Source organism: Pedobacter sp. AC402, from assembly GCF_979252805.1.
On record NZ_CEEDAI010000008.1, the window covers coordinates 164,959 to 189,532 of the forward strand.

Annotated in this window: 25 protein-coding genes; 7 read left to right on the plus strand and 18 right to left on the minus strand. The window is 37.9% G+C overall.

The window, feature by feature from the left end:
- Window positions 1-3: 3 nt before the first annotated feature.
- The 4 genes from AC0IWE_RS10010 to AC0IWE_RS10025 all read right to left on the minus strand — a co-directional run bounded on the left by AC0IWE_RS10010 (window position 4) and on the right by AC0IWE_RS10025 (window position 5,221).
- Entirely contained in the window at window positions 4-1,821 is a 1,818-nt protein-coding gene (locus tag AC0IWE_RS10010; protein ID WP_471792957.1) for a TonB-dependent receptor domain-containing protein, read from the minus strand.
- Window positions 1,811-2,461 carry a TonB-dependent receptor plug domain-containing protein gene (locus AC0IWE_RS10015; protein WP_471792958.1) on the minus strand — a complete coding sequence of 217 codons (651 nt, stop codon included), beginning with the start codon at window positions 2,459-2,461 and terminating at the stop codon, window positions 1,811-1,813. The genes AC0IWE_RS10010 and AC0IWE_RS10015 overlap by 11 nt, the downstream gene beginning before the upstream one ends.
- A 368-nt stretch (window positions 2,462-2,829) precedes the next feature.
- The gene (locus tag AC0IWE_RS10020) at window positions 2,830-4,491 is read right to left on the minus strand and encodes an ABC transporter permease (protein ID WP_471792959.1); all 1,662 of its coding nucleotides are present in this window, start codon (window positions 4,489-4,491) and stop codon (window positions 2,830-2,832) included.
- On the minus strand, window positions 4,484-5,221 hold the full coding sequence (locus AC0IWE_RS10025) for an ABC transporter permease (protein ID WP_471792960.1): 738 nt from the start codon (window positions 5,219-5,221) through the stop codon (window positions 4,484-4,486). The genes AC0IWE_RS10020 and AC0IWE_RS10025 overlap by 8 nt, the downstream gene beginning before the upstream one ends.
- Before the next feature lie 393 nt (window positions 5,222-5,614).
- On the opposite strand from AC0IWE_RS10025, the gene AC0IWE_RS10030 reads away from it, so the two are divergent.
- Together AC0IWE_RS10030 and AC0IWE_RS10035 are read left to right on the plus strand one after the other, a co-directional pair.
- Window positions 5,615-6,073, plus strand: a complete 459-nt coding sequence (locus tag AC0IWE_RS10030; protein WP_029274701.1) for a MaoC family dehydratase — start codon at window positions 5,615-5,617, stop codon at window positions 6,071-6,073.
- A gap of 93 nt (window positions 6,074-6,166) precedes the next feature.
- On the plus strand, window positions 6,167-6,400 hold the full coding sequence (locus tag AC0IWE_RS10035) for a hypothetical protein (protein ID WP_055904701.1): 234 nt from the start codon (window positions 6,167-6,169) through the stop codon (window positions 6,398-6,400).
- 232 nt (window positions 6,401-6,632) lie between these two features.
- Here the strand turns inward: AC0IWE_RS10035 and AC0IWE_RS10040 are convergent, their stop codons facing one another.
- Window positions 6,633-7,289 (minus strand): hypothetical protein, encoded by a 657-nt coding sequence (locus AC0IWE_RS10040; RefSeq protein ID WP_157255339.1) that lies wholly within the window; start codon window positions 7,287-7,289, stop codon window positions 6,633-6,635.
- A 540-nt stretch (window positions 7,290-7,829) separates the two neighbouring features.
- On the opposite strand from AC0IWE_RS10040, the gene AC0IWE_RS10045 reads away from it, so the two are divergent.
- Entirely contained in the window at window positions 7,830-8,222 is a 393-nt protein-coding gene (locus AC0IWE_RS10045) for a DinB family protein (protein WP_471792961.1), read from the plus strand.
- Window positions 8,223-8,372: 150 nt separating this feature from the next.
- Here the strand turns inward: AC0IWE_RS10045 and AC0IWE_RS10050 are convergent, their stop codons facing one another.
- From AC0IWE_RS10050 to AC0IWE_RS10090, 9 genes are all read right to left on the minus strand, one after another.
- Window positions 8,373-9,299: a metallophosphoesterase family protein gene (locus AC0IWE_RS10050; protein WP_471792962.1), complete on the minus strand. Its 927-nt coding sequence runs from the start codon at window positions 9,297-9,299 to the stop codon at window positions 8,373-8,375.
- A 329-nt stretch (window positions 9,300-9,628) separates the two neighbouring features.
- A complete protein-coding gene (locus AC0IWE_RS10055; protein WP_471792963.1) occupies window positions 9,629-11,095 on the minus strand; it encodes a RagB/SusD family nutrient uptake outer membrane protein in 1,467 nt (488 codons plus the stop codon).
- Window positions 11,089-11,409, minus strand: coding sequence for a hypothetical protein (locus AC0IWE_RS10060; RefSeq protein ID WP_471792964.1), 321 nt, complete (start codon window positions 11,407-11,409; stop codon window positions 11,089-11,091). The genes AC0IWE_RS10055 and AC0IWE_RS10060 overlap by 7 nt, the downstream gene beginning before the upstream one ends.
- Before the next feature lie 10 nt (window positions 11,410-11,419).
- A complete protein-coding gene (locus tag AC0IWE_RS10065) occupies window positions 11,420-12,430 on the minus strand; it encodes a hypothetical protein (protein WP_471792965.1) in 1,011 nt (336 codons plus the stop codon).
- Window positions 12,427-14,817, minus strand: coding sequence for a SusC/RagA family TonB-linked outer membrane protein (locus AC0IWE_RS10070; protein WP_471792966.1), 2,391 nt, complete (start codon window positions 14,815-14,817; stop codon window positions 12,427-12,429). The genes AC0IWE_RS10065 and AC0IWE_RS10070 overlap by 4 nt, the downstream gene beginning before the upstream one ends.
- Window positions 14,818-15,022: 205 nt before the next feature.
- The gene (locus AC0IWE_RS10075) at window positions 15,023-16,195 is read right to left on the minus strand and encodes a FecR family protein (protein ID WP_471792967.1); all 1,173 of its coding nucleotides are present in this window, start codon (window positions 16,193-16,195) and stop codon (window positions 15,023-15,025) included.
- Window positions 16,196-16,274: 79 nt separating this feature from the next.
- Window positions 16,275-16,841 (minus strand): RNA polymerase sigma factor, encoded by a 567-nt coding sequence (locus AC0IWE_RS10080; protein WP_055904684.1) that lies wholly within the window; start codon window positions 16,839-16,841, stop codon window positions 16,275-16,277.
- A gap of 153 nt (window positions 16,842-16,994) precedes the next feature.
- Window positions 16,995-17,609, minus strand: a complete 615-nt coding sequence (locus AC0IWE_RS10085) for a gamma-glutamyltransferase (protein WP_471792968.1) — start codon at window positions 17,607-17,609, stop codon at window positions 16,995-16,997.
- On the minus strand, window positions 17,572-18,876 hold the full coding sequence (locus tag AC0IWE_RS10090; RefSeq protein WP_471792969.1) for a gamma-glutamyltransferase family protein: 1,305 nt from the start codon (window positions 18,874-18,876) through the stop codon (window positions 17,572-17,574). Before AC0IWE_RS10090 ends, AC0IWE_RS10085 begins: the two co-directional genes overlap by 38 nt.
- Window positions 18,877-19,119: 243 nt before the next feature.
- Between AC0IWE_RS10090 and AC0IWE_RS10095 the strand changes: the two genes are divergently transcribed.
- Entirely contained in the window at window positions 19,120-19,725 is a 606-nt protein-coding gene (locus AC0IWE_RS10095) for a hypothetical protein (protein WP_471792970.1), read from the plus strand.
- Window positions 19,726-19,932: 207 nt separating this feature from the next.
- On the opposite strand, the gene AC0IWE_RS10100 is transcribed toward AC0IWE_RS10095, so the two are convergent.
- The gene (locus AC0IWE_RS10100) at window positions 19,933-20,913 is read right to left on the minus strand and encodes an aldo/keto reductase (protein WP_471792971.1); all 981 of its coding nucleotides are present in this window, start codon (window positions 20,911-20,913) and stop codon (window positions 19,933-19,935) included.
- A gap of 205 nt (window positions 20,914-21,118) precedes the next feature.
- Between AC0IWE_RS10100 and AC0IWE_RS10105 the strand changes: the two genes are divergently transcribed.
- On the plus strand, window positions 21,119-21,874 hold the full coding sequence (locus AC0IWE_RS10105; RefSeq protein ID WP_471792972.1) for a hypothetical protein: 756 nt from the start codon (window positions 21,119-21,121) through the stop codon (window positions 21,872-21,874).
- A 56-nt stretch (window positions 21,875-21,930) separates the two neighbouring features.
- Here the strand turns inward: AC0IWE_RS10105 and AC0IWE_RS10110 are convergent, their stop codons facing one another.
- A complete protein-coding gene (locus tag AC0IWE_RS10110; RefSeq protein WP_471792973.1) occupies window positions 21,931-22,101 on the minus strand; it encodes a winged helix-turn-helix transcriptional regulator in 171 nt (56 codons plus the stop codon).
- Window positions 22,064-22,288, minus strand: coding sequence for a winged helix-turn-helix transcriptional regulator (locus AC0IWE_RS10115; protein WP_471792974.1), 225 nt, complete (start codon window positions 22,286-22,288; stop codon window positions 22,064-22,066). Before AC0IWE_RS10115 ends, AC0IWE_RS10110 begins: the two co-directional genes overlap by 38 nt.
- A 100-nt stretch (window positions 22,289-22,388) precedes the next feature.
- On the opposite strand from AC0IWE_RS10115, the gene AC0IWE_RS10120 reads away from it, so the two are divergent.
- Window positions 22,389-22,919, plus strand: coding sequence for an NAD(P)H-dependent oxidoreductase (locus AC0IWE_RS10120; RefSeq protein ID WP_471792975.1), 531 nt, complete (start codon window positions 22,389-22,391; stop codon window positions 22,917-22,919).
- A gap of 46 nt (window positions 22,920-22,965) precedes the next feature.
- On the opposite strand, the gene AC0IWE_RS10125 is transcribed toward AC0IWE_RS10120, so the two are convergent.
- A complete protein-coding gene (locus AC0IWE_RS10125) occupies window positions 22,966-23,520 on the minus strand; it encodes a carboxymuconolactone decarboxylase family protein (protein WP_471792976.1) in 555 nt (184 codons plus the stop codon).
- Window positions 23,521-23,682: 162 nt separating this feature from the next.
- Here AC0IWE_RS10125 and AC0IWE_RS10130 point away from each other — a divergent pair, with 162 nt between their 5' ends.
- The gene (locus AC0IWE_RS10130) at window positions 23,683-24,546 is read left to right on the plus strand and encodes a helix-turn-helix domain-containing protein (RefSeq protein ID WP_471792977.1); all 864 of its coding nucleotides are present in this window, start codon (window positions 23,683-23,685) and stop codon (window positions 24,544-24,546) included.
- Window positions 24,547-24,574: the final 28 nt, after the last annotated feature.

Genomic DNA, 24,574 nt, shown 5'->3' on the forward strand with positions numbered 1-24,574 from the left:
CTCCTAAATTGGAATAATGACTTTAAAACTGAAATTTCTGCCCATATTGTAAATTCCAGATCGACCGTTGGCAGACTGTTTGTAATATTCAAAATATTTTAGCCTGTTTAAATTAGATTGGTAAGCGATATTGAAAATGTTATCTGCCTGAATAAAAATATCACACAAAACTTTTCCCTTTTTTGATTTTAAGGTTGATCCAATGCCACCATTAATTAATGTATAACCGGCGGTAAAAGTCTCCGTATCATCCAGGGCATAAAATTTATCTTGATCTGCAAAAAAAGCAGCATCAACCTTTATATAAGGCTTGTCAAAAATGCCAATCGGTTTTTGTGAAGTTGCCTTAATCTCTGTTCTAAATTGCAAAGGCGGAATAAATGGTAAATATTTAGCTTCCCTACCATATTTGTTCAATAATTCCTGATTTTGATTTAACCCCACTACATAAGCCAGACTATTGTTGAAACTTAACCATTTTATGGCAGCAGGATGCAGGTTTACTGAAACTTCAGCACCGTATAACCTGGCTTTCGATTGTTGATACTGGTAAGTTAAATTTCCCGGAACTATAACTACCGGATTCCCATTTGCATCGGTTAAACGCGATTGATAGATGTAATTCTGAATATTGTTGTTAAAAACTTCCAGGCTAATTTCTGCATCTTTTAAATAAGCAATAACCCCAATATCCTCCTGAAGATTAAACTCTGGCTTAAATGTTCTGTTGCCTAAATATACAATGTGGGCACCTGGATCTAAACCATTAGAACCTATTTCGGTAATATTTGGTGCGCGGTAACCCCTTGCAATATTGGCCTTTACAAGTAATTTTTCGGAAATATTATACGTTATACCCAAACTTCCTGATAAGCCGTAATAATTTTTATTAAAAGCAGGAAACTGTAATTTTCCTGTAACATCAGTTATATTAACCTGTTTACCAAATCCGGTTTGAGCATTGGTGCCTACGTAAAAATCGTTCCAGTTTATGTTTCTTCTATCAATTCTGATTCCTCCCGAAACTGCTACCTTACCCATCGATTTCTTTGCAAAATAAAAAGCACCAATATCAAAGAGGTCGTAATCAGGGATCGGAAAGTCGGTGGCCGCCTTACTCCTATTGCCCTGGTACATTCCGTTTATGCCAATGGTGCTTTCGATACCACTAAAATCTGGCAGATTATATTTAAGATCGTAATTAAAAGTATTGAGCACCACATAAAGCCCAGCCTGACTTGCCAACGTGGGGTGATTGTATTCTCTCCTTACACTTTGCTGTCCGCCGATTAGCAGGTTAAGATCGCTGGTACCAAATTTAAACTGACTGGTGTTGTAAAACCGGTAATGCTGAATGTGCTGATGCAGTGGATTAATACTATAGTTGTTCAAATCGTTCTCCGCAACAATTGGTCTGTTTTTAATGTCATCACCCTCATCCAAAACCTGGCGTGTAAACTTTCTTGATAAAGAATCTCTGCTGCCATCGGGTATTTCCATTAAATTATCATAATAGGTTATAGCCGTTTTAGAAAAACCCCAATCCTTATCTACCCTTGCGCTGGCTGATAAATTATACTCTCTAAAGGCTGTTCCATAAACTAAACCATCAATTTTATTCTTGTAGTTGTGCGCCGTTTTCCCTGTAGCCCTAAAGGTATATTTCCAGTCGTTTTTTATATAAGCAATACCCAAAGAAGAACCAATCATCCCATTATTGCTTTGGTAATTTGCTGTAAAATCACCTTTTAAATTTTTATTTTCGAAATTTGGGCTAAATGGAATCATGTTTATTACCCCTGCCAGGGCATCAGAAGCCATAGGTTAAACTGGCCGGACCTTTTACCACCTCAGCCCTAACAATACCATATTCATCTACTTCAATTCCATGTTCATCACCCCATTGCTGGCCCTCCTGCCTTAAGCCATCATAAAGTGTTAAAACACGGTTGTAACCCAAACCGCGAATAAATGGCTTTGAAACGTTTGGTCCGGTGGTAACTGCAGTAATGCCAGGAACACCTTTTACAATGGCTTCGATGAGGTTGGTATTGACATTCTGATCCATTGATTTTTTAGAAAGCACTGCAATTGGCACAGGGCTTTTACGCAGTTGTGTTGCCCGGTTAACGCCGGTAATTACCACATCACTTAAATCGGATGTTAAACTTAACAAATCAGCATTAACCTGAACACTATCCTCTTTAAGCAAAATTTTGATTCTTTTAGATTGATAACCTATGCCGGAAAAAATAAGGTCGTAATTTCCGGATTTGATGCCAATCAATTGATAAATACCGGCATGGTCTGATTTGGTCGATAAGGCTGATCCAACAACTTTAATGTTAATGTTTTCTACAGGTACATTTTGTGAGGTGACCAGGCCTTTAACCACAACTTTTTGTGCAATGGCATTTAGCGAGATAAAGAAAGTGAAGCAAAATAGAATTAAAGATTTCATGAACGCAATAGATTTATCTAAACATAATTTTAGACAAATCTAAATTTTAATTTAAATAAATCAAATAAAATATTTAGATAACATTTAATTGCAGGTAAATTTACGTTTAGTTAAAGGCGAAAAGTGATGACTAAAACAGTGCAAATACCTGTATTAAAGTTAAATACAAATAAATATTTTAAATGATTTCATAATCGTTTTGTGCTGATTTTCTTAAGTCGGCAGGAAATTAATAGCGAAATACTTGCGCAGATTTTATGAATCAACACAGCGTTATTATTTAATTATGCAAATTTTATTAGATCCTGAAACAAGTTCAGGATGACGAATGGCTTGAGAACACAATGCTAAAGATGCTCTACATTAATTTACTCATATTTAAGCGCATCTACAGTATTTGCCTTTGCTGCGCGGTATGATCTGAAACTGACTGTAATTAGCGTAAGCACCATTGATGCAACCATGGCCAACATAAAGGGCCAAATACCAGGCGAAACACGATAAGCAAAACCTGATAGCCATTTACTTGTTAAAATGTAAGCCAATGGCCACGCAACGAGGTTGGCAATAAAAACCATTTTGATAAAATTCCGATTCAGCATTTTAACCAGTTCAGCTGTGGTTGCGCCAAGTACTTTTCTGATCGCCATTTCGCGCGTACGCTGAGCTGCAACAAAAGAAATTAATCCAAAAAGACCGATAAAGGAAATAAACATAATCACACCTGCAAAAATTTTAAACAAAAGGCCTGTTATATGTTCCGACTCGTAATAATTATTAATGTCATCATCTAAAAATCTTGCATTATACACCTCATTAGGAAAAGTACTTGTCCAAAGATTTTCTATTGATTTCATGGCATGCATCATTTCCCTTGCGTCTAATTTTATTGCCATATTATAATATTGCCTTTTTTCCTGGTAAAAAACCATAGGCGAAATTTTTTCTTTGAGTGATTGATCATTAAAATCTTTAATAACGCCAACTATCGGACCTGTTCTTCCATTTTGTGCAATTACTTTTCCAAGGGCCAACTGAGGGTTGGCGATACCTATCTTCTTTACAAAAGTTTCGTTGGCGATGTAAGCATTAGCGGTATCACTCTTTTTGTAAACACTTCCGGCAATAAACTGTAGCCCGAACAGATCGAAATAGTGTTCATCACTCATACTCAACCGAACCTCAAAATCTTTATTCTCTCTACCATCAACATAAAAATTTGTGGTATTCATAATTCCTGAAAGTGGCGGCCGGGCAAAATAACTTTGCTTTTCAACCCCTGGTATATGAAGCAATTTTTCTCTAAACAGTTGCTGATGGCTTAAGCTCGCACTATCTCCAGGGAATCCAATCATCACTACCGCATCCTTCTTAAAACCAAGTGGTTTTTCTCTTACGTATTGCATTTGTTTAATCACAACAAAAGTGGCAATGATGAGCACAATGGTAATAGTGAACTGTATTACAATTAATATCATTCTTAAACTCAAATTGCCTGATTGGACAACGATTTTGTTTTTTATGGCTAAGGCCGGACTAAAACCTGAAATAATCATTGCGGGATAAAAACCGGCTAAAAAAGTAACCAGAACGACCATCAACAACAAAAACACAAAAACTGCCGGACTTGTAAATAGCGACAGAACAACTTCACCTTTAAGGAGATGCGACAATGAAGGCAAGAGTAATTCGGATAAGATACAAGCAAATAGCATTGAAATTAATACAATTGTTGTTGTTTCTGCCAAAAACTGAAATAAAAGTTGCTTGCGCATTGCCCCCATAACTTTACGTACCCCTACTTCTTTTGAGCGGTTTATCGATTGTGCGGTAGCTAAATTTATAAAATTAATACAAGCCGTAATGATTAAAAAAATGCCGATGATGGCCAGGCCATACACTTCTTTTTTAGTAACCGATGTTTCGGAAAAGTTACCATAACGTTCGCTGAAATGAATATCTCTTAAAGACTGTAAGTGACTATTTTGATTCCCTGCAAGCTTTTTCAGTTTAAGGTATTTCTCATTCATTCTTTTTAGCGACTGCTCCAAATGCAGCCACAGTTACACCGGGCTTTAGCAAAGTAAAACACTCATTATAAGTGCTTACAGAATCCCAATCTTGATTATTTTTCCCATAAAATGTTGGGTAGCTAATCATAATTTCCATTGGAATACTACTGCTGCCTGGTAAATCGGCAAATATCCCAACAACTCTGAGCGAGATGGAGTTCCAAAAGGTGAAACTTTTTCCCATGGCCGTTTCTGCAGAACCAAATAAAATTTTAGCTGTTCTTTCTGAAATAACCACCGTATTGGGTATTGAAAATGATTGGGTTGGTTTTCCAAGAAGCCATTTAACCTGTAGCACATCAAATAATTCCGATTCAGTGAAATATACATCCTTAACGGCTTTGAAATGTTCGGTACCATCATCATTGCGTACCAGTATAACACCACTATTACGCGAGATTCTGGCTATTTTTTCTATACCTGGAAGTTCGGCTTTGGCGGCAGGACCAAAAGGTAAAGGAACTCCGGCCGAGTAATCGTCAAAGCTATTGTATTTCCAATCGGTTACGAACCTGAAAATCCGGTCGCTATTTTTGAAATGGGTATCGTAACTCAGCTGAAATTGAATAAAAATAAAGATCAAAATACAACTGGTCATACCGATAGATAAACCAAGAATATTAATCAAGGCATATGACCGATTCCGCAACAGATTTCTAAAAGCAATCTTCAGGTTTAATTTGAACATAATTTATTTTTAATGACCAATGCGATTCTTATGCCAAATATAACCAAGCGTATTGAGCTGCATACAAAGGGATTAAACAGTATTTTAATCAATTGTGCTGTTCGTTAATGAACAGCATTGTGCGTAAACGAACAGCAAAGATTAAAACATTTTGCTATAATAATCAATTGGTGACGCATTGCATAAGAAACAAACAAGCTGTATATTAATGCATTATCAATAAAACCCAAATGAGTAAAAAAAATCTTTAAAAGATTTTTATACGTATAGGCTTAAAGGCACCGTTATTATCGCTATAATTGGAAACAGAAGAGTGAAACCAACTACATAGCGGAAGGATTGCTGTACCTAACGGAGTTGTTAAAATAGTAATAAACAGATAAACAGAATTACATGTTGGTGATTAATAATTTTGAAGAGTATGAATCGCATTTAGGGAAAGAATTAGGCGTTTCCCAATGGCATACCATAGATCAGGAACAGATTAATAAATTTGCTGATGCAACATTAGACCATCAGTGGATCCACACTGACCCTGAAAAGGCGAAGAACGAAGGACCGTTTAAGGCTACAATTGCACATGGTTACTTAACCCTTTCTTTAATTCCTTATTTATGGAAACAAATTGCTGATGTACGCAATATTAAAATGGAAATTAATTATGGTATAGAGCGTTTTAAGTTTGGCCAGGCCGTTTTGGTAGATAGCGAAGTACAGCTGAAAGCAAAATTGAATTGCATTAGTAACCTTAGGGGAATTACTAAAGTAACTATCCAGGCTACTCTTGTTATTAAAGACCAACCCAAACCTGCTTATGTAGGCGATGTGGTATTTTTATATCATTTTATTTAATTTCTGGTTTTACCAAGTAATTTTACTGGGTATCCATTTGGCACGAATCCATCAGGATAAAAACCAATATGGGATAAGTTTGTTAGTTTAAGTATGGAAAATATCATCACACCTGATCAATTAATCAGCAACCATGCCAGCAACGGCAATAAGGCAACATTAAAAGTGGGAAGTAAATTTCAGTGGGATAGAAAACACGTTTCGAAAGAAATACCTACGCTAGAAGCATTCAAAAATGAAATCGATAACTTTTACGATTATAAATTGATATTGGGTTACGACGGTGCAGTTGGGCAAACGGTTTACATGGTTACTGCTATTAAATAGATCATTTTCTTTGCTCAAAGTTGCCTAAGTTACGTGTATGTAACCGGACAAATGAGGTATCTTGTTATTTAAAGAAGGCATTTACGGGCGATGAAGCAAGGCAATCAGCATGAAAGATTGCTTTTGTTTATTTTTACGAAGACGATTATTTATCGTAAACCTGTTTAATTGATGTCAAAAACGCTAAAGAATAGATTCAATCTGTAGCTTTTAATATTATACGCCTAATTGCTTAATTAACTTCTGCAACATAACCGCCTTTGTAATCGGTTTTTGTTTCGATAATTTTGATATCAGGGATTCTGGTTTTGGCAACGGCAGTTTCTATGGCGAAAGATGCGTTTGATTTGGTGGCTAAGTCAGCAATATTTTCAGTAATTAACCTAATGGCTCTTAAAGCTGCAAAGTACTGGCGATCTAGCGTTTTTATGGTATTAAGATCTCGTTTTTCGCGTTTATTGGCCAAATTCGCCTGTGCACAGCAATACTGCTGCATCTGATCTAACTTTACTACTTTTTCGGTAATGGTTGCTAAAGCTGATGGCGAAAGTTCGATGCCATTAACACCGATTACCTTATTTTTTTTAACCAAATAATCAAATCCACTAAACGAAACGATGCTTGCCGGACCATTATTTATAATTGACGTAATTTTTGGAGATTCTATTTTAGCATCAAAACCATTTTTGATGATTGACTTGTTAAAATTAAACCTTTGTAAGATTAATGTTTCAATCAATTGATCGCCATCTACCTTTTCCAATTTTGCCACTGGTAAGGTCTCATTCAGCTTATTACCTTTGAAAATCAGATTTTTATCCGACCGGAATCCCATACTTAAAGTAAGAATTACTGAGAGTCCTAAAGATAGTGAGATAGCGTTTTTCATGACCAAAATTTTATTTCGGTGCAAATTAGGAAAATAAATTCATGTTACAATTCACAATTTTTGTATAACTGGGTTTACAACTTTTACACATTTTTGTTCACAACCCATTTATAATACTTGATTATTCTGAATTGGTGTTTTGCCTAAAACTTAATAAAACCTGTTTCATTATATTTTAGATATATAGATAATCTATGTAAATCTTTAGTAAATAGCAGTTAAAACAGTTTAATGCTATATTTAACATATACAGTTCCCATTACCCCTCATTTATAAGGGTTTACATCGATTGGTAAAATGATGAATTTTGAACGTAACCATCTAACGAAATAAATTGCCAACCAGCAGATTGTAATCAATCACATTCTATCGTATCTTTATCATTACAAACAAAACAGATTATGAAAACGATTAAATTATTTTTAAGCCTGGCCTGCCTTTTAGTGATGTTCAGGCACCGCGAAGGCGCAAACTGCAGCCAGTGTTAAAATTGCTGAATGGGAAAGAGCAAAAGCTTATACAAAAGAGTACCTGGATGCCATGCCTGAATCTGGTTATGCGTTAAAGCCAACACCCGAAATGCGCTCTTTCGCTGAGCAAATGCTCCACCTTACAGATGCCAATTATGGTTTTACGGCAACGGCAACTGGCGAGAAAAGTCCTTTTGCATTGGGAGCAGTAGAAAAAATAACCGACAAATCGAAAGCAAACGTTACCAAAGAAGTAATGGCCGGTTATGATTATGTGATTGCAGCATTAAAAAAGATGACTCCTGCTCAATTGGAAGAAAAAGTAAAATTTATGGGCCGTTTTGAAATGACCAAGGATATGGTTTTTACTAAAGATTTTGAACACCAAACGCATCACCGTGGCCAGGCAACTGTTTATTTACGTTTAGCAGGAGCTAAACCTCCACAAGAAAAACTATTTTAAGGTCAAAGTATTGTTCCGTCATTTCGAACGGAGTGCAACGCAGTTGAGAGACTGAATTTGAAACATACTTCATTTTAGATCTCTACATTGCGCGTTGTTTCAGTCGAGATTACAATTTGTGGCTGGTAAACAACGTATTACCTTGTACCACTATCCGGTTGTTTCGGGCCGCTCAGTTTCGATGTACTTATTTTCTAATGTACCATCACTGTATAATTTTAGTATGGCGTAACCCGGGGCTGTTTCCTGGTAATAATAAGGCCTGGCTGATCGTTTATCTCCTTTACCCCACCAGAAGCCACTCATTGCACCATTACAATAATATTCTACCCCGTTATACCATGCCCGATCTAATAAATGCTGATGACCGCTCAGGCACACTTTCACTTTATCTTTATGTTTATAAAACAATTGTTTCAGTTCTTTATGGTCGCCATGCTGCCCACCTTCAAAGGTGCCGGTAACGGTTAATATAGGGTAGTGCGACATAAGCAATACAGGTGTATTGGCAGGCAGATTTTCCAATTCGGCTTCGAGCCATTTATATTGTTCAGCATCCAAAGCTGTATTCTTATTATTTCCGTCTAATACGATAAAATGCCAGCCTTTTTTAGTGAAACTATAATAACGGTTAGGAATCTTTAGTCTTTTAACCACATACTCTTTTCCATACATTTCATCTGCGGTTGATGGTGCAGCCCACCAGATATCGTGATTCCCGATACAGCTGTGTACCTCATAACCCGCAATTTGTTTGATGCAGTTATCCCAGATGCCCCATTGCTCTGTTACACTTTCACGCGTAATGTCTTTATAATCTGCGGCATGGATACTATCACCTCCGTTTAGAAAAAAATCAACTTTCAACTTTTTAATCTCCTGCAAACATTTCTCAAATCTTGCAGGCGCATTGTCGCCACCTCTGATATGTACATCAGTAATGTGTGCAATGGTTAATATAGGTTTACGGTTATTGCTTTTTTCAATAGGTGCAGCTAAAGTAACATTCTTTAAATCTCCTACCACAAGAGCAGCAGCAGCCAAAGGGATTGACTTTAATAAATTTCTTCTTTTCATATTTTTGTGTGTTTGTTGATTAAAGTAAAGGCACAACCGTCTTATTGAGCCTGTCGAAACATAGTAAAATGGTTTAAACCAAATCTTTCGCTAAGCTACCGTTGACAGGCTCAGTAAAGCGGTCGTTATTGCGAGGTACGAAGCAATCCTGAAAACACACGCTACTAGCGATCATTTTAAGATTGCTTCGTCGGCTGAAAAAGCCTTTTCGCAATGACGATAAACTGGGGATATTCATTTCCTTAAAATCATGTCACTCATATAGAGTTTTTTACAATAAATTACTCCTCAGTATGACGATATTTTAATTAAACCCATCCTCTTATTTACTATTGCCAGCCAGTTGGTTGTTTTAACTGTGGGTTAAGCAAAATCTGTTGTATTGGGATAGGAAAATAGTAATATTTTGGTTCGATGAATGATCTCGGAGCGCTGATATTTTCGGGGAACATGATGAAGCCCGAACTCCCGTTACTCAGATAAAAACTGTTATCGCTAAGGTAATATTTTACCAGGTTCTTTTTTACATCAGCTGTAAGCCCATCAAGTGGACCTTCCTGATCTTTAGCCTGTAAAATGGCAATATCTTCTACCCCATCACCAGTTACATCATAGGCACCGAGTTTGGGTAAATACATGCCCTGGGTTGGCCTTTCGAGTAATTTACCTGCTTTCCATCTCAATAAATCACGAAATCTAAGCCCTTCACACGCCATTTCTACATTACGCTCTCTACGGATTTCCAAAAGAACTCCTTTGTTGCTTCCATTAACCAATGGATACATATTGGCTAAAACAGGATCAGGTGAGGTGTTGGCATCAGCCATATTCAGTGGAGCAACTCCGGCACGGTTCCGTAGAACATTGATGGTAATATCCACATCAGCCTGGTTAAGCAAACCCAGCTCGGCCTTTGCTTCTGCATTAATTAACAAAACCTCTGCATAACGCAAAATCGGAAGATCGGTAAACTCAGTATATACCTTTGTGGTGGGATCAATAGCGTAGTATTTAATTTGTGGGTAGCCGCCAAAGGTAGGTCTGGTTTTACTAGGAATACCGCCCAATGTGGTAGAAAAACCCGGGGGCATAATGGTTACTGCCATCCGTGGATCGCGGTTATTAAAAATTTCGGCGTAAGTTTTTTTATCCCAGTTAGGGCTTGAAGTAAATGGTGTACCATCTGTCATGAGGTATGTATCTACCAGGCTTTTATTTATGGCCCACTGCCAATCGAAAACATAATGCGTACTGTTTGCCCGGTTTAATGCCTTATCGTAATCATCATAATAGATCATTTCTTTATTGCTGCTTAAATCCTGACTGGTAAAAAGCTTTTGATAGTCTTCTCCTTTTTTGCCGGTGTTATATATGCTAAATCCTGCTCCCATTACCTCTTTACTTGCAGATTCTGCACGCTGGATAAAAGTATTGGCTGATGCCTGCAAACCAAGCTCATCATGATATTTGCGAAAAGTACCTTCGAAAAGACAGAACCTTGCCAGTACAGTTAATGCAGCCCACTTGGTAATCCGCGTATTGGTTCCTGTTGGGATGATGTTGGTTGCAGCATACTCAAGGTCGGCTTTTACCGAATCGGCCACCAGGGCACGCGGATCTTTTGCTTTGTACAACTGCGCCTGGTCATCTGGATTGAGTACGCTGGAATAATATGGAACATCGCCATACCTAACAATCATATTATAATAAAATATGGCCCTGTAAAAGCGGGCAATACCTACAAAATGTTTAATGGTTGCAGCATCTCCCTTTACCTGCTGTAAATTATTCAGCATGTAATTAATGGTACGCAGGTTCCCCAACTCCAGCCTCCAACATTGGTTGGACTGATTTTTCCCCTGATCATGTTATCAACTTCACTACCCCCTAAGTTTACAGATATGTTATCAGAAAAAAGATCGTTCGTACTCGGGCCGAACATGCTATAAAAACCATTGCTGTAGGTTTCGAGATCTGCTGTTGTTTTAAAAAACTGATTGGGTGTAATGGTGGTTTCAGGAATCCGGTCTAGAAAATCCTTTTTACAACCCGCCAAAATTCCTATTATCAATACAAATAGGAAAATATGAATGTAATATATAGTTTTCATCTGTTCAGTGTTAAAAATTAAAGTTTAAGCCAAATGAATAGGTCCGTTGAAATGGATAAATATTGCCATCAAGGCCTTCAGGATCAAGCTTTACTTTAAGGTTAGAATGTTCAAAAAGATTTTCGCCGCTCACATAAAAATGCACGTTCTCTAACTTTGCTTTTCTTAAAAAGCTTTTAGGCAAGGTATAACCTAAGGTGATGTTCTTTACGCGTAAATAGGAAGCATCCTGTAAAAAACGGGTATTCGGTATACCAAGTTCTTCTCCGGTATCTTCGGCGGCATAGGCTTTTATCCTAGGGAAGTAGGCATTTGGCCTTTCAGGACTCCAATGATCGAGGTTCTGCACCGTAACGTTGGTCCAGGGCTGCGCATATATGCCCCAGAAGTAAATGTTGCTTCCTGCGGCATACCAGTCTCTTTTGGCTACTCCCTGTACATATACCCTTAAATCGAAACCTTTCCATGCGCCTGATAAATCAAAGCTATAAGGCAACCGGCTCCTGCTATTCCCAATTTTATAATAATCACCGGGGTTATTTACCGTTTCATTTCCAAAATCCACTTTGCCATCACCATTGCGGTCTTTAAATTTCATATCGCCTACAAAATACTGGTAGCGCTGATCATCGGTTCCTACTGCAGTTTGGTTGGCATGATTTTTCAGTTCATCAGCATTCTGGAAAAAGCCTTCTGATTCCAATCCCCAGATTTCGCCAATTTCCATTCCTTCATAATAATCACTTAATAGTTTATTTGGATTATCAAAACGGGTAATGTATGATCTGCTATCGCTCAGGGCAAAAACAGCGTTATACGTAAACGGAGAACCACCAAGCATAAACTGATCTTTCCAACCTATTTTCAACTCCCAGCCTTTGGTTTTTAAATCGGCGGCATTTGCCGTTGGCGATCCTGTTCCGAATACTGCAGGAAGCGGTTTTCCGGGCACCAACATGTTTTTGGTGAAACGGGTATAACGGTCGAAACTCAGGTCTAATCGGTTTTTAAAGAAACTCATATCAACGCCAAGATTAATGGTTGATACTTTTTCCAGGTAAAGCTATCCGAAATTGCTGCTGGTGGATTTACATAATTCGGTTGAGAACCGCCTAAAATCTGGCTGGTTTTCCCACTGGTCATTTTTAAGAAATAATCATACTCATTTGCAGCGGCCTGGTTACCCAGCATACCATAAGATCCCCTAACTTTCAACATATCCACGGCCAAAAGTTCTTTTACAGGTTCAAAAAACTGCTCTCTTGAAATAACCCATCCTGCAGATGCAGAAGGAACGAATGTCCACCGTTTATTAGGCGCAAAGCGCGAAGATCCATCATAACGGCCATCAAGCTCTAATAGATAGCGCTCTTTATAATTATAATTAAGCCTATAGAAAAGCCCCTGAACTGCCCATTCTGCAACATTTTCTGTTATTGTTTGATCACCGGTGGCCAGATTGACTGAAGGCAGACCATTTGAAATCAGTTGCTTACGAGAAGCTAAAAATTTGGCATTTCTAAAATGTTCTTGATTATAACCTACCAATCCTGATATAAAATGATCCCCTATTTGCTTTTGTGCCTGGGTATAAAGATTGATAACATTGTATTTTACATTCCCATTCTGATCTGTTGCCGAGGTAGAAGTAGTTAAAGGTGGCGCAAGATTTGGTCCCGTTTTATACGGAACCGGAATTTCGTATGATTTATTTAAGCTATCTACCCTTCTAAAAGTTGCATCCCCTTTTAAGCTCCATATATTTTTAATTAGTGAAGCATCGAAAGAAAAGGTACTTTGAACGGTATTAGTGCTTATGTTTTTTCTTCCGCCCTCTTGTACGGCGCCAAGCAATGATGCCCCGGCCGAAGTCCATGAACCATCAGGGTTCCGCGGAATATCGGTTACATTGGTGCGGTTAATATTCCAGAAGTAATTGCCATCTATAAATGTTGGTGCCTCATAAAAGGTTGAGGTTAGCATGGTGTTATTTGAAATGGTAAGCCATTTGGTTACATTTAAATCTACCTTGCCCCTTAAGTTATAAATATTATTGTTTTCATTTGCATTTTTGATCATTCCTTTTTGCCTGTAATAATTTGCAGATAAGAAATAACTGATCTGATCGGCCTTTTTAGAAATATTTAAGCCCACATTATAAGTTGGAGCAGATTGTTCGTAAGCTTCTTTTAACCAATCAGTAGATCCGATGTAAAACCATTTATTAGGATCAGTTGGATCGGTAATTACATCCGGTCGTGAAGGATCAAGCGAACGCAACCTTGCGGCCTCAACCAATGCTGCACTGTAAGCTGGATTATATAAAGGAAAAGCTGTTTCATTTTTTACTTTTAAAACCTCGTAAGGATCGGTAACTAATTCGGGCAGTTTGCCTACGGTACGGTAAGCGGTATAACTGTTTACACTCACATTTAACTTATTGCTTTTGGCAGATTTGGTAACCATTAATACCACTCCAAAAGGTGCCCTGGCCCCATATATTGCCGAAGCAGCAGCATCTTTTAATACCGATACACTTTCGATATCTGCCGGGTTAAGGGTTAATAACTCTGATGCGCTAAAAGGCACGTTATCTACCAAAATTAACGGTGCTCCACTCCCATTGATGGAAGCAAAGCCCCTAACATTAAAATTTGGTGCAGTATTCGGCCGTCCGTTTGCTATGGAAATATTCAAATTGGGAATTAAACCTTGTAAACCCTGACCTAAATTTGCAATTGGTCTGTTTTCTAACTGCTTTGAACTGATGGCATCAACTGCTCCGGTTAAATTTGCCCTTTTCTGCGTGCCGTAACCCACTACCACCACATCCTCAAGATCGGCCATATCGGGCTGAAGGGTGATGCTGATTTGGCCACCTTTTGAAACTGGTACTTCCTGGGTTTTATAGCCTAAATAAGAAACCACCAAGGTTGCACCTTCATCCGCGATGCTAAATTTAAAATTTCCGTTCTCATCAGTTTTATGGTAGGTTTTTGTTCCTTTTATAAGGATAGAGGCATTTGGAAGGGTATTCCCTTTTTCATCCAGTACTTTTCCTGTAATTTCTATAGCGCGGAAAATATTAATTACTTTCTCCAGTAATGATAAGGGCCTTGATTTGATGATTATTGTTTTCTCATCGATGGCATAGGTAAGGTTTTTACCTTCGAAACATTTCCCCAACACTTCATCAAGAGAAGCGTTGTTAAATTTCGCGTCGATGGTTTTGCTGGTTTGGAGTTTATCGGCTTCCCAAAGTACATTATAACCGGTTTGTATTCTAATGGCTTTAAAAACCTGTTTTATAGTTATGTTTTTTTTGACCAAAGATAGGCTCTGGGCATTGCTTGTTGTAGCACTTACCTGAATCAGGCAGGTTACCATTAAAACTATTATTAGTTTCATTACTCGCAAAAATTTGGTCGCGCAGGATCGATACCTGCAAAAAATATTAGCAGAATTTGTATACATTTGTTCGTTTGTTTTGGTTTAAGGTATTCTATCTCAATAGTGTATTTAAACTGAGCCAAAGCATTCCCGGGTAATCCGGTTAGGGTCAGTAATGTTCGTAGCATTGCTGACTTTTTTTTGGACTGCAGTTTTTAAGTTTTTATTTTATCACCACAATCCTCCTTCCTTCAATTTTAAAGTGTACGGAACCTGTAAATTCTATCTTTTTAAGCACTTGTGATACATTTGCAAACCGCGAAACCGTTCCGCTGAATTCTTTTGATTTTAAACTGCTGTCATTAAATACCACCTCAACATCATACCATCTTGCTACCTGGTTCATAATACTTTGCAGGGTTTCATTATCGAACATAAAAAATCCTTCCTTCCAGGCAAGTACCTGTTCGGTATCAACTGTTGAAACTTGCAGGGCCGAAGCGTTCAAAACCGATTGCTCACCAGGTTTTATGGTTTTAGCGGCTAAACTTATTCCCTTTGCAGCGATAGGATGTACTGCTACTGAACCTTCTAATAAGGTTGTTTTGGTGTTCCCATCTTCCTGATAGCTATTGATGTTAAAATGGGTACCCAGCACTTCTACTTCCTGCATATTGGTTTTTACCACAAATGGCAATCTTTTACCATTAACTGTTCTTTTGGCCACTTCAAAATAGGCTTCCCCTGTAAGCGTTACTTCTCTTTTAGTTGCAGCAAACTGTGCCACATAGCGCAAAGATGAACCGGCATTTAACCAAACTTTGGTGCCATCGGGTAAATTAACCTGGTATTGCCCTCCTTTTGGCGTTTCAATGGTATTGAAGTTAGCCATGGTAGAATTTTTCTGACTGGATTTAGCATTTTCTGAAATGGTATAAAGCAATTGCCCGTTAGCAGTTTTCGAAATAACAACACCGGTTTGATCGGCAATTTTCCCGTTTTGAACATCATCTAAGGCAATGCGCTTACCATCAGCAAGTGTTAAAAATGCTTTATTTCCTCCGGGAGCAATGTCGTTACGCACAAAATCTGTTGTTTTTTGTACTGATGCATTTGTTTTATTAGCCAAATAATACACGCCCACACTTAGTGCAATAAAAACCGCTGCAGCTGCTGCCCATTTATATTGCGGCACCAATTTCCTGGTTTGATTGTTTTCCTGCTGTATGTTTTTCCAAATCGATTTCTTTAATTCATTGTAATCTGGTTCCGTTTGGAATGGTCCGGGATCTGCTGTTTCTTTTAAATACCAAGATTCTACAAGATCCATTTCTTCGGGGCTGCATTTGCCCTCCAGGTATTTATCAAGTAGTGCCTGAGCGCGTTTATACTCCATACTATATTTCCTCTTTTGGTAAGATGTATGGTTATGAACGCTTACTCCTACGATGGGAGTAGACGAAATGAAAAAAAAATTAAAAAATTAAAAAGAAAAGCGTTCCAAGCTTTAAACGAAGGATTTTTAAGGCATTTGCCATTTGTTTCTTCACTGTTTTATCTGAAATTTCCATTTGTGAGGCAATTTCACGATGAGAAAGATGCGATTTTCGGCTAAGTTCAAATACCGCCCTCATTTTGGGGGGCAATAGGGAAACTTCATGCTCAATCCGCCTGGCAAGTTCCCGATCACGTACCAGGTGGTCGGTAGTGTTGTTCTCATCATCCAAAAATTGAGTTAAAGAACTTAAATAGTTGGCCTTTACTTTTCCGCGTTGAAAAAGCTTGAGAATACTATTTCGGGTAGCAGCATATAGAAAACAGGAAAGGGAAATTTGTATATGTAAGGTTTCGGCCTTCGACCACAGCATCACGAAAACATCCTGTACCACATCTCTTGATTCTTCATCATTTTGAAGTATTTTACGCGAATACCTAAAAAGTATGGCCCAATAACGATCGTAAAGTATGGCATATGCACGATGATTCCCTTCTTTCAATAAAAGAAAAAGTTCTTCATCCGTATACAGATTATAATTTGCCATTACTCCGCATAAATTTAGCTACAAAAAAACCATTTACAGATTAAAGATACAATTCTTCTTATATTATCAATTTGTTAAGTTAAAATCGCTGATCAATTTATGACCAGTAACTTTACATGGAGCATACTTTAAAATAAGTTGATTTACAGCTCATTACCAACCAATACCATAATCTTCGCCATGATTACTCGATCCGCCTTGTAAGCTACCATGTTTCCAATCGAAATAAATTGCATTGATCGGGCCACTGGTGCGCTCAGAAAAACTGAGTTTATAACCCATTTTTTTCAATTCATCACGCACCGTTTCTTTGGTATTTGCGTTTAATAAAATTTGTCCGGGTTTTGGTTCCCTGTCGCTGGTTTTAGTGCCACCCAATGAAAGCCAAAGCTGGTTGGTGTTAAAGTTAGCTGCTTCTGTAGCTTTTTGCACCGACATGCCAAACTCTGCCATGTTTAAAAAAAACTGCAATAAATTCTGGTCTTGCGTATCTCCACCCTGAACTGCAGCAGAAACAAATGGCTTACCATCTTTCAAAAATAAAGATGGAGATAAAGTAACCCTTGGGCGTTTGCCGGGTGCAACTACGTTGAAAGGATTTAGAGTAGAATCAAGCACAAAACTTTGCAACCGCTGACTCATGCCCAGCCCTGTATTGCCCGCAATGCAAGCGGGTAGCCAGCCTCCACTTGGCGTAACCGATACTACCCAACCTTCTTTATCAGCAGCCTCAATAGAGGTCTGTACCTCTCCATAAGCGATCTTCATATATTTCTTTTGTAGAATTGTTGCCTAAATCGTGTTTAGGAGCAAAGTTCCTTTTGGTTGTATCCAGCTCGAAACCTCTATTTTTTAAGAGATTAAAGTAAGGATTTTTCTTTCCTTCATAAGGATAAGGATCGCCTGGACCAATGTGTTCATCGTTTTTATCCAACTGAATCAGCGATGCCCTTTGCTTTGCATAATCTTTACTTAGCAAACCTTTCATGGGTTCGGCAGGTGCCTGATTAGGGTCTCCATAATAAAAATCACGATCTGCGAAAGATAAATTCATGGCCTGGTAAACCGTATGAATATACTTTGAGCTATTGTAGCCCATTGCTTTTAAATCAAAATTCTCCAAAATATTCAGGGCTTGCAGTAAAACCGGGCCTTGCGTCCATTGTTTTAATTTATAAACCGCTATCCCTTTATAATTGGTGCTTAAGGCTTCTTCCTCAACAGGTTTCCATTTGGCCAGGTCATCCATAGTAATTAAACCACCTTGCTCTTTACTTCCACGAACAAATTCCTGTGCAATATCTCCTTTATAAAAACGATCATAAGCGGCCATCAATGCTTCCTCACGGGATTTACCTTTTTTTAATGCAGCCTTTTCAACTTCAACCATTTTAGTTAAAGTAGTAAGCAGGTCTTTCTGAATAAAAATTTCTCCGGCTTCCGGTGCTTCACGTTTCTCGCCGGAATGTGGTAAAAGCACTTTTTTGCTATAAGGCCATGTTTTAATCAGTTCTTTATCACGCTCGATGGCATTTGCTGCCTGCGCTTCAATAGCATAACCTGCAGCCATATGCATTGCCGGAGCCAAAACCTGCCCTAAACTCATACTTCCATATTTACTCAGCATAAAAATAAGGCCACCCGGCGTGCCTGGGGTAGTAGCAGCCAAAGGGCCATATTCTGGCGGAAAATTATAGCCTTTACTTTTAAAAAAGGCTACTGTAGCTCCGGTTGGTGCAACGCCCATTGCATTAATTGCGATAACTTTTTTCGTTTTTGGGTTATAAATCAGTGCCTGTGTTTCTCCTCCCCAACTTAAGGTATCCCACATGGTGCAGGTTGCAGCCAGCATGGCACAGGCAGCATCAACAGCATTTCCACCTTGTTGAAATATCATAGAACCAGCGGTTGCCGCCATGGGTTTACCCGTAATGGCCATCCAACTGTTTCCATAAAGCATTGGCTTTTGCGTTTGTTGGGCACATAGTGGAGCGATAAAGAGCGAGAAAACAAAAATTAAGGCAAAATTCTTCATAACCCTAAGATAAGTAAATTATAGAACTGAAAAGGCTAAATCTCCCCTATTATCCTGTTGAGGAAATTTAAGGCAGTTTTGCTACAAAATTTTTAGCGGAGCAAAAACATTCCGGTTTTTTGCTTGTTAACTGAAAAGAATGAGCTGGTTATAAATTTTAACTCACTATTTTTGAGTATTTTATATCAAATTAATTCTTTTCTCCACTTCGGGATATTATACCTCACAAACTAAGCCGTACCTTTGAAAAAAATTATTACAATGAACAATATTACGCCATACCCAGTTTTAGAATACGTTGTTAACGTCATCAAGAACGCCATTAGTGACATTAAAACCGAATATACTGCAGCAGATGCAGCCACCCTGAAGGACGGCAATGATACCATAGATTTAGTACAACGCTTTGATGAAACGGGAAAAACCGCAACAGTTTTTATAAAAGACCCAAAAGACATTATTTTTAGTGAAGATTTGTTCCCGGAATTAAAAGATTTGCAGAAAAGTGCGAAGGGAAAAGCAATTCCGGAGTTACAAAACGCCAAAGTAATTATTAACGACCTGAATATTGAAACACATTTGATTTTCCAGGGGGTAAAAGATTTTTTTGACGAATTAAGCAGCAGTTACGAATTTGGTAAAACTGTTGAAAAAGATGCCAATATCACCAAGAATACCTATAAATTCGGGAGCCACTTTTTTGGTTTAACGGTAATTAACGAAGCCGATACCATTGTGATTAAAACAGGTTTTCAGGCGTCTACTGATCCAGCGATCAAGAAAATAATTGAAAATGATGCACTTAAAGTTCAAAACGCAGCTATAAAGATGTTTAAGAGCGGCAAATAACGATTTAAAGGAGGATACGATATACCTTAAATAGCCTCGTCATCCTGAGGAGATATCGTCAATTGCGAGAAGGGTCTTTTTCGGCCAACGGAGCAATCTTACAACTATGATCTCATTAACATTAAAGATTGCTCCGTTTTTCCTCCCGCAATTGACGACTTAATTTATGACTTGATTTCTATAAGCTCAATATTACAAATACGCGGTTTAATTGTTGGCCATTTTTTCTTGCTCGGCCGTATACCTTGCACCAGTATCAGGATATTTTTTTAATAAATCATCAATAACAGCCAAATCAGCTGCATTCAGATTTACATCCACTGCACCAGCATTTTCTTTCAGGTATTTTGTTTTCTTGGTACCCGGAATAGGAATAATATGCTCACCCTGACTTAATACCCAGGCCAGCGCAATTTGGGCCGGTGTAACATTTTTCGAGGCAGCCAATTCTGCAAAACCCTCCGCCAGTTTCTTATTGTTTTCGGCGTATTTTTCCTGGTAGCGAGGTAGGGTTTTTCTAAAATCATTATCCTCAAGTGTACTTACATCGAGCGTATTGGTTACCAAGCCACGTGCTAACGGACTAAAAGGAACAAATGCTATACCCAGTTCTTTTGTTAAGGGAAGAATTTCGTTTTCTACCTCTCTTGTTAACAAAGAATATTCACTTTGAAGTGCGGCAATTGGATGTACTGCATGTGCTTTTCTGATTGAAGCAGCAGAGGCTTCGGAAAGGCCAAGGTACCTCACCTTCCCTTCTTTAACCAATTCGGCCATGGCGCCAACGGTTTCTTCAATGGGCATATTTGGGTCTACCCGATGGGCATAATATAAATCGATATGATCTGTACGTAAACGTTTTAAACTTTGTTCTACAGCTGTTTTAAGGTAAGCGGGTGATCCATCAAAAGCACTGGTTTTATCGTCATCCCATCTGAATCCGAATTTTGTTGCTATAAAAATTTTATTTCTGTTCGGTACCAAAACCTGCGATACCAGTTTTTCATTCTCTCCTTTGGCATAAATATCAGCAGTATCCCAAAAGTTAATACCCAGATCGATGGCCAAATTTAATGTCGCTATTGATTCCTGATCATCTGGTTCGCCATAAGCGTGGTTCATCCCCATCGTACCTAATCCAATAGCAGATAATTGTTCTTCGGTATTTCCTAATTTTCTATATTTCATATCCTTATTGATTAAAAGATTGATTTTTGAATTTACAACACAAATTTAGGCAGAAAAGGGAGTTGGTTAATTACCAAAATCAAACGAATTGTTATGCATTTCAAATATTCAATTGATCTGGCGGAGCTGATGCCTTTCAAATTTGATTTTCTCCTTATCATTTTCTACATTGAAGCGGAATTTAATCCTCCACGAATTAAGCGTTATGAAACGATACCTATTTATTCTCCTTTTTGCATTCTCTTTTTCTGTTCAGGCACAATCAAATGCCAACAATTACAAATACCTCATTGTGCCCGAAAAATTCAGTTTCCTTAAACAGGTTAATCAATATGGTTTAAATACAGAAACTAAAGCGATGCTCGAGGAGAAAGGCTTTACTGTTTATTTTGATAACGGAGATTTACCAACAGAAATTGCAACGGATAGATGTAAAGCTTTAACAGTAGAGCTACAGGAAAAAAATTCTATGTTTGTAACCAACCTTAGCCTGGTTTTTAAAGATTGTAAGGGAACTGTTGTATTAAAAAGCAAGGAAGGTAAAAGCCGGGAGAAAGAATATAACACCTCTTATAACGCCGCATTAAAAGATGCATTTGCTTCTTTAGGCGATTTCAGGTATGTTGCGGGCAGCACAGCTGAAGTTTCTACACCTACGCCTGCAGCAACAACGCCAGTGCCAGCGGCTACAACTGCTCCGGCAACTTCTAACCAACCTGTTGCGGCCGAGGCAAAACAACCAGATGCTTTATTGTATGCCCAAGCCATTACCAATGGTTACCAACTGATTGATGCTGCACCAAAAATTGTTATGACTTTACTAAAAACTTCTGTTAACGATTTTTTTATCGCAAATAACGGAAGCCTTAACGGGGTGGTTATTAAAAAAAATGGAAACTGGTTTTTTGAGTATTACAAAAACAATTTGCTTGTTTCTGAACAGTTATCCATTAAATTTTAACAAAATAGATCGAAACATTGATTTTGTAAAGAATAACTGTAGCTTAATTGAGCCTTTTAGCTCAATGCTTTATGTTTTTCGCCCCAACTTTCGAGTTGCTTAATAACCGTTTTCAATTCATAACCTATTGGCGTTAATTCATACTCTACCCGGGGTGGTATTTCTGCGAATACGGTACGTTTAATAATTTTACTTTCTTCCAGTTTGCGAAGTTGCAGTGTAAGCATTCCGCTCGGTAATATTGGGCAGGTGTTTTTTCAATTCACTAAACCTGAGCTTTCCATTAATTAGCCACGAACAGATTACCAGTGCCCACTGGCCGCCAATAATATGGGCTGCATAAACCTCCGGACACTCATCGGCTAATGCCTGCTTATTGGCAAAATTGGTTGAAGTTTCCTTTATTTTAGTCATTACTTACATTTTTTATAGTACCCTACAATGGGTGGCTAATCTACAGAATTTACATTAGCTGCTTTATTTTTGTGGCTGATAAATTTGAAAATTGACAAAAATGAAGACACTTATAATTGCAATACACCCCGATATTAAAAACTCAGTAATAAATAAAAGATGGATTGAAGAACTGAATAAATTTCCGGATAAATACCATGTTCATCAACTACATGAAATATATCCTGACGAAAAAATTGATGTAGCTGCAGAGCAAAAACTGATTGAACAATATGATAAAATTGTATTCCAGTTTCCTTATTATTGGTTTAACTGTCCTGCGCTATTCAAAAAATGGCTCGATGAAGTATTAACGCATGGCTGGGCTTATGGCAGCAAAAGTGGTTACAAAGTTGCAGGTAAAAAAGTTGCCCTGGCTATCTCTTTGGGGGTTGATGAGGATGAACTTGGCCCATCAGGAATATATAAATATCCTCTTTCAGAACTTACCCGCCCTTTCGAACTTTCTTTTGAATACGTTAAAGCATCCTACCAACCTTTATTTGCCTATTATGGAATTGAATACAATTCTTCATCCGAAAGGATTGAAAATAGTGTAAAGCTGTATCTCGATTTTTTGGAGGCCTTATAATGTGGGCAGGGTTTTAAAATAATTAACGGGCGGTAAAAACCGCCCATTAAATTAAGCGATTTTCTGTTTCTAACGCTACGGCAACAGGCCAATCTACCGGAACTTCTGTTAAAGCATGCAGATAGTTGGTAATAATTTTATCACCGATTACCATATTTACATCTACCAAACTACCTTTAGTATAACCAGCAGCGTAAAAATTGTCCAATAGTTCGGTGGCTACATGTCCTTTATCCAAAACTATTCCTTTAACTAGTTTGGCAAGTGCATCAAGTTTAGCATCGAATGTTAGATTTACTTTTCTAATTTCAATAATCTGTTCATCACTAAACCCATTCATTTTGGCAAAAGCAGTGTGGGCACTTAAACAATATAAACATTCATTCAGCTGGCTTACAACAAGGTTAATAACCTCACGCTCTTTCGCTCGTAGCGAACTTTTACCATTCTGCAAGGTTAAGTAATTGGCCAATGCATGTTCTGAATGTGCAAAAACTGCATAAAGATTTGGCACAAAGCCAACCATACCTTCCAGGTTGGTAAAAATAGCCTGGTTTGCTGATGAAACGTCTTGTTTTACTGGGATTGTGAAATTTTCCATAATATTTTATTTTAAATAATTACTTGTTTCTTTATAAGGATAAAGGTCTTGAGTTTTTAGGCAGGAAAGAATGTACAAACTTCCCGAATGTTTGTAATTAATGGCTTGTTTTTCCAACACAGAAAAAACATTACGATATTGCAGCAAGTAAAACCATGTAAAATGAAATTCCAGTATCTGCAAGAGCTCACCCGGGGAGAATTCAGGCTAACTATAAATGAAAATCAACTCGACCGATTTTTTTTTCAGCGAGACAGGCAAGATAAATTTTTAACCATTGCCTGGAACAGGGGTGCTGCTCAACAGATTACCATTGATGGTGTAGGTTATGAATTTCCTCAACAAAGCATAATTCCATTGGTTGTTAGCCAGTCTTTCAGTTTTGAGAAACCCGAAAAGATTGTAGCCTGGCAGTTTAACCGGAATTTTTATTGTGTGGTTGATCATGACAGGGAAGTTAGCTGCGTTGGTTTTATTTTTTATGGTTCATCGGGCAATATGTTCATCAACCTGGATGAAACTCACCAGAAAAAAATCGACTCCCTGATCGAAGTATTTGCAGATGAATTTGGAACTGCTGATAACATTCAACTGGATATGCTGCAAATGTTATTAAAACGTTTGATTATTATTGTTACCAGGCTTGCAAAACAACAATTTATCCCCGCCAATACGGTAAGCGATGACAAACTTGATATCATCCGAAGTTATAATTTATTGGTAGAAAATCACTACCGTAAACAGCACACGGTGGCCTTTTATGCAGGCCAATTATACAGGTCTTCGAAAACATTATCCAACCTTTTCGCGCTTTATGGCCATCAATCGCCACTGGCAATCATTCGTGAGCGTTTACTGCTCGAAGCTAAAAGATTATTGATGTATACCGATAAATCAGCCAAAGAAATTGCTTATGAGTTGGGTTATGAGGATGCTGCATACTTTAGTGGTAACTTTAAAAAACAAACTGGATATTCACCCACTGACTTTAGAGCAGCAAAAACAGCACTAGTTGTTCAGGTTTAATTAATACGTAATTTTATAAGAAATAAGT